General features: G+C 34.1%; 8 protein-coding genes. 1 reads left to right on the top strand and 7 read right to left on the bottom strand.

From position 1 onward, the window contains the following. Positions 1 to 380: 380 nt before the first annotated feature. The gene (locus KFZ70_RS09790; protein ID WP_139695544.1) at positions 381 to 4469 is read left to right on the top strand and encodes a two-component regulator propeller domain-containing protein; all 4089 of its coding nucleotides are present in this window, start codon (positions 381 to 383) and stop codon (positions 4467 to 4469) included. 617 nt (positions 4470 to 5086) lie between these two features. Here KFZ70_RS09790 and KFZ70_RS09785 read toward each other — a convergent pair. The 7 genes from KFZ70_RS09785 to KFZ70_RS09755 form a co-directional block, all read right to left on the bottom strand. Further along, positions 5087 to 5992, bottom strand: a complete 906-nt coding sequence (locus KFZ70_RS09785) for a BT_3987 domain-containing protein (RefSeq protein WP_158293180.1) — start codon at positions 5990 to 5992, stop codon at positions 5087 to 5089. A 62-nt stretch (positions 5993 to 6054) separates the two neighbouring features. Further along, positions 6055 to 7752, bottom strand: coding sequence for a RagB/SusD family nutrient uptake outer membrane protein (locus KFZ70_RS09780; RefSeq protein ID WP_139695548.1), 1698 nt, complete (start codon positions 7750 to 7752; stop codon positions 6055 to 6057). A gap of 17 nt (positions 7753 to 7769) precedes the next feature. Further along, entirely contained in the window at positions 7770 to 10745 is a 2976-nt protein-coding gene (locus KFZ70_RS09775; protein WP_158293181.1) for a SusC/RagA family TonB-linked outer membrane protein, read from the bottom strand. 25 nt (positions 10746 to 10770) lie between these two features. Next, positions 10771 to 12558 carry a RagB/SusD family nutrient uptake outer membrane protein gene (locus KFZ70_RS09770; RefSeq protein ID WP_139695552.1) on the bottom strand — a complete coding sequence of 596 codons (1788 nt, stop codon included), beginning with the start codon at positions 12556 to 12558 and terminating at the stop codon, positions 10771 to 10773. 13 nt (positions 12559 to 12571) lie between these two features. Further along, entirely contained in the window at positions 12572 to 15724 is a 3153-nt protein-coding gene (locus KFZ70_RS09765) for a TonB-dependent receptor (RefSeq protein ID WP_139695554.1), read from the bottom strand. Between the two features lie 51 nt (positions 15725 to 15775). Beyond that, complete coding sequence (locus KFZ70_RS09760; RefSeq protein WP_139695556.1) at positions 15776 to 17659, bottom strand: FISUMP domain-containing protein; 1884 nt, start codon at positions 17657 to 17659, stop codon at positions 15776 to 15778. A gap of 23 nt (positions 17660 to 17682) precedes the next feature. Then, positions 17683 to 19305 carry an FISUMP domain-containing protein gene (locus tag KFZ70_RS09755; RefSeq protein WP_139695557.1) on the bottom strand — a complete coding sequence of 541 codons (1623 nt, stop codon included), beginning with the start codon at positions 19303 to 19305 and terminating at the stop codon, positions 17683 to 17685. Between the last annotated feature and the right edge of the window lie 268 nt (positions 19306 to 19573).

Here is a 19573-nt window from a genome sequence, read left to right as displayed (position 1 = left end):
AGCATTTGATAAATCAAAATTCAGTTAATTATTACTCCATTATCGATATATTTCTTTAACTAACTTTAAGATGTTGCACACATACATTTACATCTATTCGGATAGTCAAATAAAAATAAATATCAAAGTACAGGATTTAATAAGGATGACAGGTAGACTCAATGCTATAAATGGTATATAAATTGTTCAAACTCTATAAATATGAGTAGAAAGAATGTTCAGAAAAACAAAAATTTGTAAATTTTCACCCCGATTTAATACTTAAAGGCACAACTCCTTATACTATTCATTTTACAACACCCTAAGTTAGTTTTGTTTAGTTGGTATTAATTCATACTTAGAACTTATTATTGTTAAATTAGATTGTAAACTAAACCATCATGCTAAAGAGAGTTATAACATTTTTTACTTTTTTCTGTATATTAAACTTTCATGCTCAATATATCAATGATTCATCCTCTGAAGATTTTTATACAATTACTACATCAGATGGTCTTTCTCAAAACACAGTAAATACAATTTTAAAAGATAAAACAGGCTATGTTTGGTTTGGAACAGACAATGGATTAAATAAGTACAATAGCTACGACATTAAATACATAGATCTTAATGTAGAGAAAAGAAAAGTATTAACAGGCAAAAAAATACTAGCGCTCTATGAAGACGATAATAATAATTTATGGATAGGTACAAATAATGGTCTAAAAATGTATAACCCCATAAAAAATCAAGTAACTAGCTATGATTTGTTTAAAAACTTTAATGTACCGATTAGAGTTAATTCAATTGAAAAAGAAAATGACTCCTTATTTTGGCTAGGCACATCGGAAGGATTAGTGTTGTATAGTTCAAAAGGTGATATAAAAAAACACTATAGATCTAACCCAAAGAGAATTAATTCATTGACAAATTCTGATATTTTATCCCTAGCAAACAGTGAAGATTATTTATTTGTAGGGTCAACTGGAGGATTAAACGTACTTAATAAAAATAATGAACACTTTACAAGTTTCAAACATGATGACACAAATCCTAACTCTATCTCAGGTAATTATGTTAAGGCGTTATCCTTGACGAAAAATGGAAATCTTTGGATTGGAACATTAGATGGTGGTATATCTCTATATAACAAAACTGACAATTCATTCCGTATATTCAACACAAAGAATAGCGACCTTCCTCATGATGAAATATTTGATATAAATCAAACCGTTGAAGGAGATTTATGGATTGCTACAAATGGAGGTGGTTTAAGTAAACTAAAAACTAAAGACTTCACATTTGATAACATAAAACACAATTCAAATCATCCACAAAGTTTGACAACCAATTCTATATATTCAGCTTATGAAGATAGAGACGGTATATTATGGGTAGGCACATATGCTGAAGGTGTTTGTTTTAACGCTTCTAAAAACAATATATTCAAACTCATTCGTCATCAAGTACATGATAAGAATAGTATCGTTGAAAGTAAAATTAGAAGTTTATTTATTGACTCTAAGGAGAACCTCTGGTTTGGCACTTGGGGAGGTATTAGTTACTATGATAAAACAACAAAACAATATACATCCTATTCACATGATCCTAAAAAATCAGAGTCGCTTAGCTTTAATACCGTTACCTCTATATTTGAAGACAGTAAGGGTAATATGTGGTTTGGCACCTATTCGGGTGGTTTAAATGTGTTAAACAAACAGAAGAACGGTTTTATTCATTACAAGTATAGTTCAAAACATGAAAACAGTATTAGTGATAATAAAATTTATTGCTTTGCTCAGGACAAACTTGATAATCTATGGATAGGCACTCAAACTGGACTCAATCTTTATAATCCTAAAACGAACGATTTTAAAAGATTTGGTAATATTGGTATTAGAGATATAAAATTATCAAATGATGGTCGTTTGATTCTAGGCTCTATAGGTGGTATATCAATATTCAACCCAAAAACTGAAGAGTTTGATAGTTTTTATTCTGAAAAATTAATTTCCTTTCCAATAAGTGAGGTACATTTAGAAGAAAATGATAATCGTATCTGGTTTGGTTCCCAAGGTGCTGGCATGGGCTATTTAAACATGAATACTAATCAATTTACCTTTTATACCGAAGAAAATGGTTTATCAAGTAATTTTGTTTCTAGCATTGTATCAACCGACATGAATTCCTTTTGGGTGAGTACATTTAATGGTTTAGTGAAATTTAATAAAAAAGATGAAACTTTTGAAAACTTTGGAGATTGGCACAACCTTCCAACCAAGCAATTTCAACCAAAGGCATCGGTCATATTACCTGATAACCGTATTGGTTTTGGTGGCTCTAAAGGTTTGATTATATTCCATCCCGATAGTATTTTTAAAAAACATAGAAACCCCCGAATAGTACTATCATCTTTAAAAATAGATAATAAAGATGCAAGTGTGGGAACTAAAGGATCACCTCTAAAAAAAAGTATAGCTAATACTGAAAATTTAGTTCTAAAATCTAATCAAAATGACTTTTCCTTAGAATTTGCTGCATTAGATTTCAATAAGTTAGGAGGAAACAAATATGCGTATATTCTTGAAGGCTACATGGGCGAATGGGTCAATATAGGAACCTCTAAATCTGTTGGATTTACCAACTTAAATCATGGAGACTACACACTCAAACTTAAAGTTATTAATACTTCCTCTGAGGCTAGTGAGAAAATATTAAACATCTCTATAGCCCCTCCTTTTTATGCAACTTGGTGGTTTAAATTTTTTATACTGTGTACTCTTGTTACTCTCGTCTATTATTATAATAAATATACTATTATAAGTACTAAACAAAAAAATGAAAATGAACTTCAAAGACTAAAACTTAAGAGTGAAGAAGATTTTAATCAAATGCGATTTCGTTTTTTTACTTACATATCACATGAATTACGTACACCACTAACGTTAATCTCAGATCCTATATCTCAGCTCATTAAAAACAAAAAAGACAAAACAGACAAAGATTATCACTTTCTTAAACTGATCAACAAAAATGTATTTAGATTATTACGTTTGGTAGATCAAATATTAGACATCAGCAAACTTGAAGGTGACACCCTAAGTTTACAAGTAGCAGACCAAAACATTGTTACATGCATTGAGGATACTGCAAGTGCCTTTCAAGAATTTGCAATTCAAAATGAAATTACATTTAAATTCGTAAGGGAACATGATATCATAAACGGATATATTGATGAAGACAAAGTAGAAAAAATAATTTATAATTTGCTTTCTAATGCCTTTAAATTCACACCTAAAAAAGGTACTATTTCAATACACCTTAATTATTCTGATAACACAAAAAATTATATAGTGATTAGTGTTAAAGATAATGGTATTGGCATACCCGAAGATAAATTATCCAAAATATTTGAAGGTTTTTATCAAGTGAGATCTGCAAAACAATTAAACCCTAATGGTGCAGGTATAGGCTTAGACTATGTGAATAGATTAGTTAAACTTCACCTAGGTGAAATTTCGGTAAAAAGCGAAATAGATATTGGATCAACATTCACTTTCACTCTTCCTATCAAAGAAGAATTTTATAATATCGAGAACATAAAAAATATGGTGCCAAAAAGAGCGCCACTAAAACCAACAAATCTTAACAAAGATGAAGAACCCAAAATACAGATAAAATCAAAACACACCAAAGACACCCCAAGAGTTTTAATAGTAGAAGATGATTTTGACATTAGATCTTATTTAGCTAACTCTTTATCAGAAAAATTCAGAGTATTAGAAGCACCTAATGGAAAGGAAGGGTTAGCCAAAGCCATAAAATATCTACCTAACCTTATTTTAAGTGACACTTTAATGCCTGTGATGGATGGGATTGAATTTTGCAAGCAGGTAAAAGACAATGAGAAAACAAGTCATATTCCATTCCTATTTCTAAGCGCATGGACATCTGATGAGTTCAAGGCTAAAGGATTAAGTATTGGCGCTATTGATTATATTAAAAAACCATTTAGTTTCAATTTCTTAGAATCTAGAATTGCAAATATTATTGATACAAACAAAAAGATATCGGCCAAATCAAAAACAAAAGTTGATTTTGTACCAGAAAATAAAGATATAGACTCAATTGATGATGTTTTCATAAGAAATGCCTACGAAGTTTTAGATAAAAATTTTGACAACCCTGAATTCACAGCCAATCTATTCATAAAAGAAATGAACATGAGTCACTCCGGTTTGTACAGAAAGCTTAAGCATTTAACTGGAAAATCTGCCAATGAATTTATCCGAGATTACAGATTGAAGAGAGCCGCTCAAATAATAAAACAAAATTCAGGTTTGCTAATTTCAGAAGTATGTCTCAAATCTGGCTTTAATGACCCAAAATATTTCAGTAAATGTTTTAAACAGGTTTTTAATATGTCTCCTACTGAATTTTCAAAAAAATATGAAAATACAGAACGTGAAATTCAAACAGACCTTAGTTAAAAACACTAAATTATTTACTATACACATTAAACTAAAAAAGAGCAAAAATTAAGTATTGCCAGCTAATTAAAAACTAGGTATATGTAGTCAAAATAGTCTTTAAAAAAAGCCCAAGAAACAAAAACAAGAACACTTCAAACTCAATAACAGGTATTAACCAAAACTAAACCCATTACAATAACCAATTTAAATAAAACATTTATTATAACATCTTTTAGGCGGTGTATTAGGCCTTTATAGGGTTATAAATGCTCTGCCATACTATCAGGAGAAACAAATACTAAAAATAAGGTTCCGAACTCGGTAAGCAACTGCTTACCAAAGGTTCAGTATATATTTGTTGTGGGGTTCTTAAATTGAATAGAAAATTTCGATATTCTCGTTTTCGAATTTAAATGAGGTATTTTTAATGTGCCAAATATTCTGACTTTTCACCTAGCAAGATTAATATATTTACATGTATAACTTATATTGTTTTAAAAAACCTTTTTATGAAGTTAATTGCACTGGGGTAGCAAAACAAAAAAATATCGAGGGTGTCGTGTACACCCTCGATATTTTTTTGTTTTGCTTATTATGGATTACTACCACACCTCTCTAACAAAGTGCTACAAGCCTTAATTTCCTTCAAAGCCTTCCCATCTCCATTCATTTTGACCATCTCTTATTCTGTTTCGAAAGGTTAAAGTTTCTTCTACTTCAAAATCCTTATCCTCATAAGTATATTTATACTTTAGGGTAAAAACTCTTTTCACAGGATCCCACAAACTAAAACCATTTTCTTCTACTTGATAATCAGAACTAGGGTCTGGTATTATGGTTACAGAATTATCTTCTGGGTTTACTTTAAGCTTCATAGAGTAGTTATCTCCTGTTCTATTGGCAACACCATCAACTTTAACAGTATCCATCATAATAGAACTCAAGTTTCTAATACTAATGTTTGAGGTTAAATCTCCATAATCTCCATAAACATAAGCTGTGTCTAAAACTTTGGTCACTGTAAAAAATTCCTTTACACTTCCAATTTGATAAAAATTACCTTCGTAAGTATTAATTAGTTTTACAGGTATTACAATATCTCCCATTCCTTCTAGAATAGAATCTACAGAGCTTTCAACCATTCTTAAAGGTAAGGCATAATTTAAATCTTTAAACAACTCATCATTCGCAATAGCCAAGGAATCAAACTTTACTGGTAACAGCCCTAGATACTCACCCTTTGGTATAGTTATTCTATTTTCATTACCTAATGTATAATAATTGCTCGGCATTAAGGTGTACCCCGTACCATCTAACAATGTTTCATCTATTTCAAATAAGACCTCCTCATCTTGTGTATTTTCTTTAACACCACCAATGTAAGCTCCTATTTTAAATTCAAGTCCCTCTCCTGATATTATTGATCGCCCAGTCTTTTCTATAAAATCCTTATTTGGAAAATAAACCGCTTTAAATCCCACAGTATCAACCTTATAATCATCATATGGATCACATGAAAACGCCATTAAAACTAATAACATTAACAACAAACAACTTTTATATTTCATAATTTTCATAATATTTAACGATTTGTTTTCTACCGTTACCATCCTGCATTTTGGATGATAACATTTGATTTTAAAACTTCATTCCTAGGTATTGGATTGTAATACATTCTATTTAAAAACGTTCTTGACTCTACCACCTTTGTTTCATAAGAAAATGAACTATCTGAATTTTTTATTACATTAACTCCTAACACTGGTAAACTTAACTCATTAACAGGCAACATCCAACGTCTTACATCATAATAATATTCTCCTTCAAAAGCGAACTCTAAGCGTCTTTCATTATGTATTAAACCTATGAAACTATTTAAAAAATCATCGGCTTCATCTAAATACTGGTCGTTCTGAATCCCTGCTCTATCACGAACAGCTCGAAGTACATCTTTAGCAGAAAACAACATAGCACCATCCTTACCATTAACACCATAAGCTTCAACAGCAGCTTCTGCAAAATCTAAATATAATCCAGCTCTTGTAAAAATGGGATATACTTTAATATCATTACCATCTGAATCTGCTTGATCTGAATCAAAGTTAATATTTGAACTCAAATATTTTTTCATATAATAACCTGTACGCGTATATTTTTTACGCATACCGCCATTGGCATCATTTCCTCCATCAAAAACTTCAATAAAAACATTTCTAAATTCATTTTGTCCATTGTAAAACACAAAACGTTCAAAGCGTCCATCTCTATTCTGATAAGGAACAACACCATTATAAATAGAATTAGGATGATTAATAGGGTAACCATTAATATCTGGAAAAGCATCAATTAAATTCTGACTAGGATTTGCCTCTCCTCTACCAAAGAGTGATAAAGGAAAATGAGCACGCTCTAAATCCCCGTCATTACTATACGATCTTCTCCAAAAATGATCTAAATTCTTAGAATCATTAAAGTCTCCATAATCTTGAAGCCCTAAAACAGAACCATCAATGGCTTCTATGGCTTGATAAGCTGTTTGAGCTGCAGTTTCCCAAGATATTTGATTATAAGCTGGACTTGCTGCAAAAACATCTAACCTAGCTCTTAAAGCCCAAATCATTTCTCTTGAAATTCGACTAACATGTTGCTCTCCATCTATATCATCAATACCATTATTATAGCGCATTACTTCAATATACTGATAAGCACTATCTAAATCTTTCTTGATACTTTGGTAACTTTCCATATAGCTACTTCTAGGCACATCATTCACTTCTTCAAAGGTTAGTAAATCATCAATAATTGGAATACCTAACATGGAACCATCAACAGACGAAGGGCCTGCAAAATTTTTCAATAATACCCATTTATAATATGCTCTTAAACCAAAAGCTTCACCCCTAAGTCGTTGCTTTAATGCTTTACCTCGCTCTTCATTCAATGGATCATAAGTAATATCAAATCCATACTTAAAATACTCATTAATTTTAAAAATTTGGTTCATTGCTGATCCCCATTCTCCACTTACAGGTGATGATTCTGAAGTCCCTCCAAAGGCAGCCTCTCTTTGAACACCATTTACCGAAACTGCATTATTAGTATGATACTCCAATGAAATCCAGGGGGTATTTCTAACTCCAGAATAGGCCGGATTTAAAAACGTACTTGTACGACTAATATCTTTGAAAACATCGTCAAATTCATTTTGTGTATTAGGAACCACTTGATCAAACTCTCCTGAACATGAACTGCTCAAGCCTAAAATCATGACTAACAATGATATAATTATATATTTTCTCATTTCTATTCTTTTTTTAATTAAAATGACACTTGTATACCCAATTCAAAGGCCTTTAAAACTGGATGCTCAGAGTATCCCTTATCTCTATCTGGCATAAACCTGTCTTCATTAGATGATATAATGAAAGGGTTCTTAACAGATCCAGAAAATGAAAACTCTTTCATCCCAAGGTTCTTTAACAAATTTTGAGGTAAAGAATAGGCTACCATAATACTTCTTACATTAAAATACCCAGCATCCTTTAACCAAAATGACGACGTCCTGTAATTATTTGGATTTGATAATGTCGTCAACCTAGGTAAACTATTGGAAACTGGCCAGCTATTTGCCAAATCATTAGTGTAATCATTAATTCCTCTATTCCAATTAAGTTGTTCTACATAACTACCGCCCAAAACGCCATCACCATGAATACTAAAACTCCAATTTTTATATTGCATCATATAGTTAAAGCCTATTGAAACTCTAGGTGATTTTCCTATTTCATGGATATCCTTTTCATCAATTACACCGTCATTATTAAAATCTACATATCTAATATCACCAGGCTTCACTTCACCAAATAATTGTGTTGGAGCACTTGCTATTTCTGCTTCATCTTGAAAGATTCCTGATGCCTTTAAACCTCTTATTAACCCACCTTGACTTCCCATAACATTTCTTTGTTCCTCACCTTCTGGATAAGTAACATTGTTTGACAACGTGTTATAACTAACATTGTACATGGCATTCACTCCTATTTTATAAGCAAATTCTCCTATTTTATTATTGAATGACATGCCAAAATCAACACCTCTGCGTCTTGCATCCTCATAATTCACTAAAGGCGTATAGTTAGATGGAATTAAAGCATATAAATCAGTTGGCAATGTTATTTGATCATAATTTCGAATATTAAAATAATTAATTTGTCCATTAACTTTCGACTTGAACATTTGGAAATCTAAACCAATACTTAAATACTCTTGCTTGGGTCTAACTAGGCTAGATGCAGTAAACGCTCTATTTGACCCTCCCGCACCAGCATTAGGTTTTGGAAACACACCAAAGGTCCCAGCACCTCCACCTCCGTACCGATTCTCGGAAATAAAAAACTGACTTACAGCTCTTGTTTGAACACCAAAATTACCTCTCAACTTTAAAAAATCTAACCAATCGGCATTCTTTAAAAATGATTCTTTATGTAATAACCAAGCTACCCCAGCATCATAATTAATCTTCTTTCTTTCATCTTGAGTCAACTGTCTGATAGGAGCATTTAAGAGTTTCCCTTCTAAAACATACTTATTGTTTAACAAATAATTTACTCTAACTCCTAAATTTCTATAAATAGTGTTTTGCTCTAATTGACTACCCGTTATTTTTTGATTGGTATAAAAGAAATCGGCAATAACCTTATGGTTTTCATTAAAATTTCTATCGTAATGCAAATTAGCTTGTACAAACTGACTTCTATCTACTCTATCTCCTAATTTATTAAAATTAAAAGCAATTTTTCCAGGTCTATATTCACGAAAGCCAACGTCATATGTACCATCGTTGTTTTCTGTAAAAACTGGTTCTGCAAAATGTGGTCTTAGATCTAGGAAAGATGAAAGTACATTAAGTGTATACATACCCACTAAACCATTAACGGAAAGTCCTTCTGTCACTTCATCCAAATCTAAATCTAAACCAATTCTAGCAAAAGCATCTCTTCTTTCGTCTTCCATGACTGCAGAATGTGCCAAATCGGCTAATAAATTTGTACGAAACTCCTGGGTTCTCCCAAAAATAGTATCATTGATCTTGTAGGGTAAGGCATTCGCAGGATAATTATACATGGTGTTAAAAGCTGAATTTGCATTTGTACGAGGCTCATTTCGTCTGTTAAAACTTCCTCCTACACCTACACTTACCTTGCCTGAGTTTTTTAAATTAATTTGAACATTATTATTTATCCTTAATCTGGTCAATTTTCTGCCGTCACCAACACTTTCTATTCCATTTGTTGTGTAATATCCAAGGTGAGAGAAGTACTGTACGGTCTCATTACCACCCGAAAAATCTCCTGTGAGATGGCTATATGTTGCTATTCCGTTTACCAAATCATCATAGTAATCATTGTTAGGATTTTTAATTGGATGATTCCCATTTGCATAATTATCTATGTCTTCTTGAGTATAAATAGGCATAAGCCCATCATTGATTAAAGCTTGATTATAAGCTCTTGCATAATTCTGTGCATTCATGGTATTAGGCAAAAACGTTGGTGTTCTAACACCTGTTCTAGACTTAAACCTAAATAAACGTCCTCCAGGAAGACCATGCTTAGAATTTACAATCATGGCACCAGTAGCACCAAGGGCTCCATACATGAAAGAAGATCCATAATCCTTAGCTATCACAATATCATCAACTTCGGCAGGAGTTAACACAATATCATTAGATGGTACACCATCAACAATAAGCTGTCCTACGCCTTGTCCGCGAATACTATTTCCAAAAACTTCTGAAACTGGAGAACCATTATTATAAAAAGTTTCTAACCCTGAAAGTCTTCCTGCTAATGCTTCTCTTGTGAAAGCTGTTGGAAAATCATTTAACTCCTCTCCTGTTATTCGCTCCACCGAACCTGTTATTCTTTCAAAAGGCATACTACCTAAGGCTATATTAGTATCTTCCTCTCCATCAATAACCCCCCATTGCTTTAACTCTATTGTTTCATTAGCCAATGTTCCATTCTTTACATAAATTACAGCTCTTTCATACCCTAAACGCGTAATTACTAGAATATCTTGGTCTTGAACATAAATTCTAAAAAGCCCCTCGGCATTGGTCACTGCTCTATTTTTAGACTTTGAGGCCAGAATATTAACACCCTCAAGACCAACTCCAGCCTTATTAACAATTGTTGCATTTATGTAATTTAGTTCAACTTGAGCTTTTACTTTAAATGGTAAAATATAAAATAGAACCACCAATACTATATATAATGTTTTTGTCTTTATCATTTTAAAATCATTAAAGGTTAACATATTACCACCCTGGATTTTGAGTCAATTTAGGAGCTTCATACACCTCTAAATCAGATTGCTGAATAGGATATCTATACATTCTATCATCAAAAACTCTAGCAGGTTGTCCAATTTCAAATCTCTCGTAGCGAACACCAGTTGGTTGTGAAGGGTCATCAGTAATTAACATGCCATGAAACACTTTCCCATCTAATTCCTCTTTTGCCGTTCTCCATCTTAACATATCATGCCAAGAATGGTACTCGAAACATAGTTCAACTCTAAACTCATTTCTCACAACCTCCCTAAAATCAGAGGCATTCGTAGTGAACTCTGGTCTCACATCTACATGTCCCACTCTATTTCTAACTGCATTCAATGCATCTACCGCAGTTAAATTTGCTCCAGGCGCCATAGCGTTAGGATTATCATAAGCTTCATTAACAGCTTCTGCGTAGTTTAAATATATTTCTGCCATTCTAATATATGGAGCATTTAAATATACCGTTCTATTATATGCCTTTTTATTATATTTTTCAGGAATCAGTTTTCTTACAAAATATCCTGTGGCAGAATTACCATATGTAGAACTATTTGGGGCCGTTCTATCTTCTCCTAATGGCGTTGTTCTCATATCCATTCTATCACTATCAGATACTTTGGCGAACGGTGCGTCGTGATACAAAATATCTTTGTAGAACCTTGGGTCTCTGTTGCTATATGGATCTTGCTCATTGTAACCTGAGCTAGGGTGATCTATTGGCCATCCATCGGCAGTTTCAAACCTATCAACAATCTCTTGTGATGGTGAATACCCTGCATCACCATCTATATTTCTCCAAAGCCAGCTCAATCTATATAAATCTCTACTGGCAGCAATTGGCAGATTATATCTTGGCCATACACCTTCAATGGTTCCTGGCTCAGTACTAAATATATTATTGTAATCTCCTTGGTATAACCCTACCTTATCTGAAGTTTGAGATAGTTGTATTAAATCCCAAGCTGCAGCTGCAGCCATTTCCCATAGTTCGGTATCCTTTTGATTATTAAGTGTATAATTAGGGCTCGCAGCTGTTGTTAATGCTCTAGACTTTAAAGCCATAGCCGCAGCTTTCCCCATACGTCCCATATTTACCGGGTGATTGAGGTAACTCACTTCAGGTAAAATTTTAATAGCTGCATCACAGTCTGCAACAATATCAGCAATTAACTCCTTATAAGTGGGTCTGGGTAAGTTTAAATCTGTTTCTGGTAAAATTTTTGTTTTTATGTAAGGTAATGCTCCCCATCGTTTAGATAATTCATGGTATGCAAATGCTCTAAATAATAATGCCTCACCTTTTACTTGATCAATTTCACTCTGAGGCATAATATCTGTGGTCACACCATCAATTCTATCAAGAATAGCGTTTGTTGTGTAAACAAGTTCCCAATTATCATACCATGCATCATAAAAATCTGGATTACCAAAAGCTTGATTCAAAGCCGTAACATAATCTCCAGACAATACAGCATTATGCACAGCTAGTGACCTTTTAAAAATCACATCACCTGAAAAAACCTCGATACAGCCATAATTCTTACCCATCCCAGAGCGTAATCTATCTGGATGAGTTACTCTAATTTCAAACATCCACCCTAAGGTATCATAAAGCCTGTATGCCATACTATTAATGGCGTTTCTATCTCTCCACACCTCATCTTCAGTAGAGTATCCCGTACCTTCTTCCGTTCTGTCTAGATAATCTTCGCAACCTACTGACAATAAAACAGCTAAAAAAAGTATTATATATTTATATTTTATCATAATTTATAATTTTTTAAAAATCAATATTTACACCGAAAATAAATCGACTCACCAAAGGATATTGACCATATCCTCCTGATACACCATTACCTCCTTCAGGATCACCAAATGGCACTTTAGACCATGTATATAGATTTTGACCTGACAAATTCAATCTCATTTTTTCTATCTTTAAAGCTCGTCTTAAAAACTCCGATTTTAAACTATATCCTATAGCCACATTTTGAAGCTTAAGGTAAGATGAATTTACAATGGTTTGATTGCTTCTTTCCTCATAACCTTGGGCTGTAGATATATGTCCTAGTGCTGGAAAATCGGCATTTGGATTTGTAGGACTCCATCTATCTAAATGAATTGATTTAGCCTCCAGTAAAGGTCCGTTAAAATTAGGGAACAAATTACTAGAATGGTAGGTTACACCGTCCTTACCAAAAAAGCGTATACTCAAATCAAACCCTTTGTAATCAACACTACCATTAAAGGCGTAAACAACAGCAGGTTGACTAGTACCTTCTAATGGTATATTGTCATTAATATCAATTCGTCCATCCCCATTAAAATCAGCATAAGAATAATGTCCTGCTATTCTTGTTCTAGATATTTCAGGAGCATTTATTGTTTCTTCAAAATTATCTATAAATCCATTACTATGGTACCCAGACAACCATCCTATAGGCTTTCCTGCATTTTTCCTGTAATCTGGTGTTAACACACGGTCACCCCTATAAACAATCCTACTGTCAGCTAAGGTAAAATGACCTCCAAAAGAATATCCTAAACCACTTGGTGTTAAGTGTCTGTAATTAGCAGAAAACTCAAAACCATGATTTTTTGATTCTCCTGAATTTACCTGAGGTAAAGATACCCTACCTTGATCTCTTGTTCCTAAACTTGGTTGAAAATAAGAAGGTCTAGGTTCATTTATAGCAATTCCTGTGGTTTCCTTTTTAAACAAGTCAAGTCCAAGGGTTAACTCATAATTAAATAACTTCACATCAAACCCTAGGTTATGACTTTTTTGGGTTTCCCACGTTGCATCTGGATTTGCAATTTTAACCTCAGCCCATCTCGCCACTTCAGGATTTGCAGGAAACCCAAATATAGCTTCACTTAAGCGTAATGACGTTGTAGTATATCCCCCTAAAAAGTCAAATCTAGGTGAGTTCTTGTATACGCCCGTTTCTCCATAACTATACCTTACTTTAAATACATTTAACCAAGGTAAATTATCTTCAACAATTTTCTCTTTAGCAATATTCCAACCAATAGCCATTGAAGGAAAAAACGCAAACCGTTTCCCTGGTGCAAAACGCTCTGTACCATTGTAACCACCCGAAAGCTTTAGCAAATATTTTTCTTTATAATCATAATTAAATATTCCCACCCAATCTTCGGTAAACTCTGGGAGTGACCCTACACTTGTTTCTCTCTCATTTCGATTAAACACTCCTACAGCTGCTACATTATGGACTCCAAAACTACGTTGGTAATTTAACTTAAACTCATAATATAAATTTCTTGCTACGCCGTCATACTCTTCACCTCCTGAACTTCTAAACCGAGGGTTAGAATCATAATATGATTGGCCCTTTTGTCCACGCCATGATTCTGATAATGGATCATACAACCATAATTGAGGGTTAAAAGCTTCCACTTTCTTATACTCAAACATCGTACTATAATTAAACCTACCTGATACAGACAAGCCTTTGGTAATAGCATCTAAACTCTGGGTTAATGCTATTTGTATATCCACTACATCTTTCTTGAAGCGTCTCATACCAGAATAGTTAAGCGCTTGGTATGGATTTTCTTGAAAAGGATTTTCAGAGATTGCCGAGCTTAATCTAAACTCTTCTGGAAATGGCGCTAAAGGATCTGGATTTGACAACAAAAATTCCTTTGGATAATACAACGGGAAATAGTATGGTGTTGCTTCATCTAAAAACTTAAACACATTACTAAAATCATTTCTACCCACATTTGAATTTGGCGTTTTAGTAATTTCTGACCGACCAGATATATCAACCGATAATTTCGTGGATTTGCTAACATCGAAATCTAGGTTTGTTCTAAAGTTTATCTTATCAAAGGTAAACTCAGGATCATAATATCCATTAAAGTCTTCCGTTTTTAATATATCGCCAACATGGTTTGCACTGAGTGAACTAAAATATTTAACAAACTCGGTACCTCCACTTACATTGACTCTAGCGTTGGTTTCCCAACCAATATCCCGAATCAACTCATCATACCAATTAATATCTGGATAAGCATAAATATTTCTATTTGGATCTAAAAAATTATCGATATAGCGCTGCGGTCTCAAATCGCCATATTGCCCAGAATTTTTAATAGCTTCTTGCCCCAACATTAAAACGTCATAAGATGATAACTGTTGCGGAAGGTCACTAATTCTTTTTGCTGTTACAGCTCCTCCTACACTTACTTTAGCGCTACCTTCTTTACCTCTATTTGTTGTTATTAAAATAACTCCATTACCGCCACGTACACCATATACAGAAAGTGAAGCGGCATCTTTTAACACAGAAATAGATGCAATTTCACTAGGATCTAACTGAGAAAACCCACCGGTAGCCTCAACCCCATCAATTAATATGAGCGGTGCATTATTCCCTCTAAAACTAGAGACTCCACGTATGGTAATATTGGCATCATCAGCCCCAGGTTGCCCCGAGGGAATTTCGGTATAAACACCTGGTAAGCGGTCTTGAATGGCCTGAGACATATTGGTAAGCCCTGTTTCCTTCAATTCTCCACCAGTTACAGTAGCTACAGCTCCAACAACATTTGCCTTTTTCACCTTGTTATAACCTAATACAACAACCTCTTCCAGTGCCTCGGTATCAGGCATCATGGTAACATCAATTATTGTTTTACCACTTACTTTTATTTCTTGTGCAATATAGCCCACATAAGTAAAACTAAGGGTATCATTGGGACCTACTGTTATGGTATAATTACCATCAAAATCTGCTACTGTACCGTTTATACCATTTGAAGTATTGGAACTGATAATATTCGCTCCTATTAGCGGCATTCCTGTTTCATCTACTATTTTTCCCGAAACCTTAATATTCTGAGCTCCTAATGCTTGCCCGAGGAAAATAAAGCAACTTAAGAAAAATGCTATTTTGTATTTCATATGTTTAATAAGTTAGTTTGTCTGTTTTAAAATATTACTTGCTACCATCTTTTAGTCTTTTACAAGACGTATTCCCCACATCCTTAAATGTTCGTTATTATGGGCATAGTACCTAAATCCATTAACCTGTCCACTCAGGTATAGTTCTAAAACATCATTATCTCCAGAACCATTTGTCCAATAAGTGACTCTACCTTTTTCTATACCTGTTCTAAAACCAGTTGGTCTATTTGCTGCCAAAGTATCATAACGATAACCTGCCATTACAAAACTTAAACCGAAAATATCAGACCCATCATGCCATGCTCCCATAGTTTCACTTGCATGCGACACATAACTTCTTAAAGTAGAAATATCATTGTCATTCATAACATGCCATCCTGGAGGTGCTATAAGTGTAGATCTTGGCAACAAGCTTGAATACACCCGCCCATGAACTTCATTCCAATTTGGTGTAAATCCAGGTAAGCCTTCAGGATGCTCATCGCAGTATATATCTGTGGATGTAGGCGTAAGCGGAATTTGAACTGGTCCTAATACTGGAATATCTGTTCCATCAGTCAGTTTCTTCGTTCGTAAGTTTTGAGACATCCATATCTGGGTTCCTAATCTCACCCATGTATAATCATTAACTTCAGTCAGTCTAACATCGGTATACACACCTGTCATTTGTGGTGTAAATTCTACAGGGAAAGAATTGGTTTCTCCACCACTTCCATCTTTAGCAACTACCAGTGCATAATAGGTTTTCACATCGGTAATATCACTAGGTATTTCACTATTCTTTACTAAATATTGGGTTTCTACAATATCACTTGCCACTTTATTTACTGGAGGGTTTACCGTATCTATATAAACGTCATACGATGTAGCACCACTAGCAGGCTCCCAAATCAATGCTTCATCTAAGGACAAAACATTTGCCACTTGGAAATCTTTAATTCCAGGAAATCCTGGACTAGCTCCTACTACCGAAAACCCAGATACTTCCGACTCAGTAAAATTCCCCGATGGATCTTTAGCAACTATATACCAGTAATAGGCTGAATTAACATCTAAGTTTGTTGTTGTGAACTCACTATTTGTAACCGTTCCTACCAGTGTAGCTGGTTGATTGAACTTATCTAAATACACATCATAACTTACAGCATCGCCCTCAGGATCCGTCACATCCGTCCAATCTAAAACAACACCTGACATGGCTGGTGATTTATTCGCAGGAGATACAATAATTGGCTCATCTGGTGCCCCGGGACGTAATTTTTTAAACGAACGCACTTCACTCGAGGAACCATTAATCAAATCTGAAGCATCTATCTTCCAATAATATACTTCACCTATATCAAGACCTGATACATCTAAGGTATACGAGGTACTACCATCTTCAATTGTGGCAATAAGATCAGATTCTTCAAACTGATCAGTTGTTGATAAAAACACATTGTAGATTATTGTTTCCCCTTCGCCTGCCGGTACAGCTTCCCACTCAAGATTTACATCATTTCTAACAAATACTTCTGTCTCTGGACTAACCAGTACTGGAGGTTCAGGAGCAGGAATGGACATAAAACGCCATATATCACTTTCGGTATTTTTTACGCCATTTTTAGCTATAACTCTCCAATAATAAACTGCGTCTTTTCTAATCTTATAATCTTCAAGCCGGTAGGTTGTCTCTTTTAGGTTTTGCCCCTCTAGAAATAGTTTTGTACTATCCATACCTAAATAAAAATCATACTTTAGAGGTCGGCCATTCGGATCTGATGCCTTCCATTCAAAAGAAGGTGCAATATCAATTCCATTAGAATTATCCTCTGGAGACACCAATGTTAGGTTGGGTTTTTGCTCTACCATAACATCATCATCGTCACATGATACAAATGGAATAATTCCCACGATCACTATAAATAAAAGGATCTTTTTTATATGTTTCATAATATATTATCTTGTGTTTTTCTTTAATCTTTAACTAACCGTATTCCAAACATTCTATTATGTTCATTGCCTTGGTTATAGGATCTGTAGTTTCCTGCTGGATACAACTCCCATACGTCATTTGTCCCTGCTATCGGGTTAATCCATAAAGCCACTCTACCCTCTTCAACTACATATCTAAAACCAAATGGTCTATCATCAGTAAAGTTATTATAACGATATCCTGCAATTAAAAAATTTGCACCATAAGAATCCGTTCCTCCGTACCATTCATCTAATAAATCAGAAGCATTTGGCACATACGCTCTTATAGTAGAAATATCGGTATCGGTTATAACATGCCAACCTTCTGGCGCTATTAATGCATTTCTTGGCACTTTACTCGAATAAACACGCCCATTATCCCCATCACTCCAAGGCGCTGTAAATGATGGGTACCCCGGAATTGGCCCATTATCAGCTGGGTGTTCATCATAATATAACGTTGTTGTTGAGGCCGTAATAGGGTAATCGGCACTTGTAGGCTGAATAATCTTTTCTAAATCCTCCCCAGTAGTCAGTTTTTTAGTCCTTAAATTTTGTGACATCCAAATCTGAGACCCTATTCGAACCCACGAATAGTCTAAGGACTCACTTCCTCTAACATCTGTATAAACTCCTGTAACTTGCGGTGTAAACGAAATTACTTCAGATTTAGATTCTCCATCATCATTTTTAGCAACCACTTGTGCATAAAATGTTTTTATGTCATTAATATCACTTGGCGTATCTTTAGTTTGTACAACATACCCCTCTCCTGTAACGTCACTAGCCACTTTATTTAAAGGAGGGTTTACCGTATCAATGTAAACATCTAAAGTGTTTGCGCCTAATGCCACACCCCAAACTAGAGATTCATCCAATGATAATACTCCATCTTCAACCTCTTCACTTAACTCAGGTTTTACAGGTTCTTTTGCAGCCAAATAATCAAAACTAAAGGTTTCAGTAGAAAACGAATTACCCAAACCATCTCTAGACACTACGCGCCAGTAATACCTTTGATCTGGTGTTAGCTCTGAAGTTGCATTAAATTCTGATTCACCAGAGAAACTAGTCGCTAAATTTACTGGAGGATTCACTGTATCTATAAACACATCATAGATAGCCGTTTCTCCATTAGGGCCAGCAGAATCCGTCCAATCTAGCAACACATCACCTTCTGATACAAATAACAGACTTTTGTCAAGAGGAGATTCAATAACAGGAACATCAGGAGCTGCTGTTGTAAAACTCCAAACTTCACTCTCATTATCATAAAAACCATCTTTAGCAACAACCTTCCAATAATAGGTCACTCCACCTTTCATAACTGTATTTTTGGTTATCTTATATTGAGTATCTTTAATATCTTGGGCTCTCAACCCTAATTTATTCTCTTCGGTTCCTATGTAAAAATCAAACTTTAAATTTTCAAAATTATCAGCCGAAGCTTCCCATGTAAACGTGGGATTATAGCCTATAGATTCAGCATTATCTAATGGAGACACATTTGACACGGAAATTACTGGAATCACTATTCCATTATCATCATCTTCGCATGAAATAAGATAAGGCGCTAGCATTGACACTACACCTAAGAGAAAAAGATTTCTAATGTATTTCATAAGTTATTTAGTATATTAAAATTTAGTTAGTTCTTTATTTATTTTTATAATGGTCTCAACTTATTTAGTATAAGTATTCAACACTCTTCATGATATAACGAGATTACTCCTTACAAAGTAGCGTACTACGGGGCACCATATCTAAATATCTAACCTAGAAGATTATATCTGTAATTTGTATAAAATGAAGTTGGCTAGCTCTATTTAGTTTTAGTTTTAGTTTTAGTTTTAGTTTTAGTTTTAGTTTTAGTTTTAGTTTTAGTTTTAG

Source organism: Allotamlana fucoidanivorans, from assembly GCF_045788535.1.
GTDB lineage: Bacteria > Bacteroidota > Bacteroidia > Flavobacteriales > Flavobacteriaceae > Allotamlana > Allotamlana fucoidanivorans.
The sequence above is the reverse complement of the archived record's forward strand: the minus strand, read 5'-3'. Positions and strand labels throughout refer to the sequence as shown.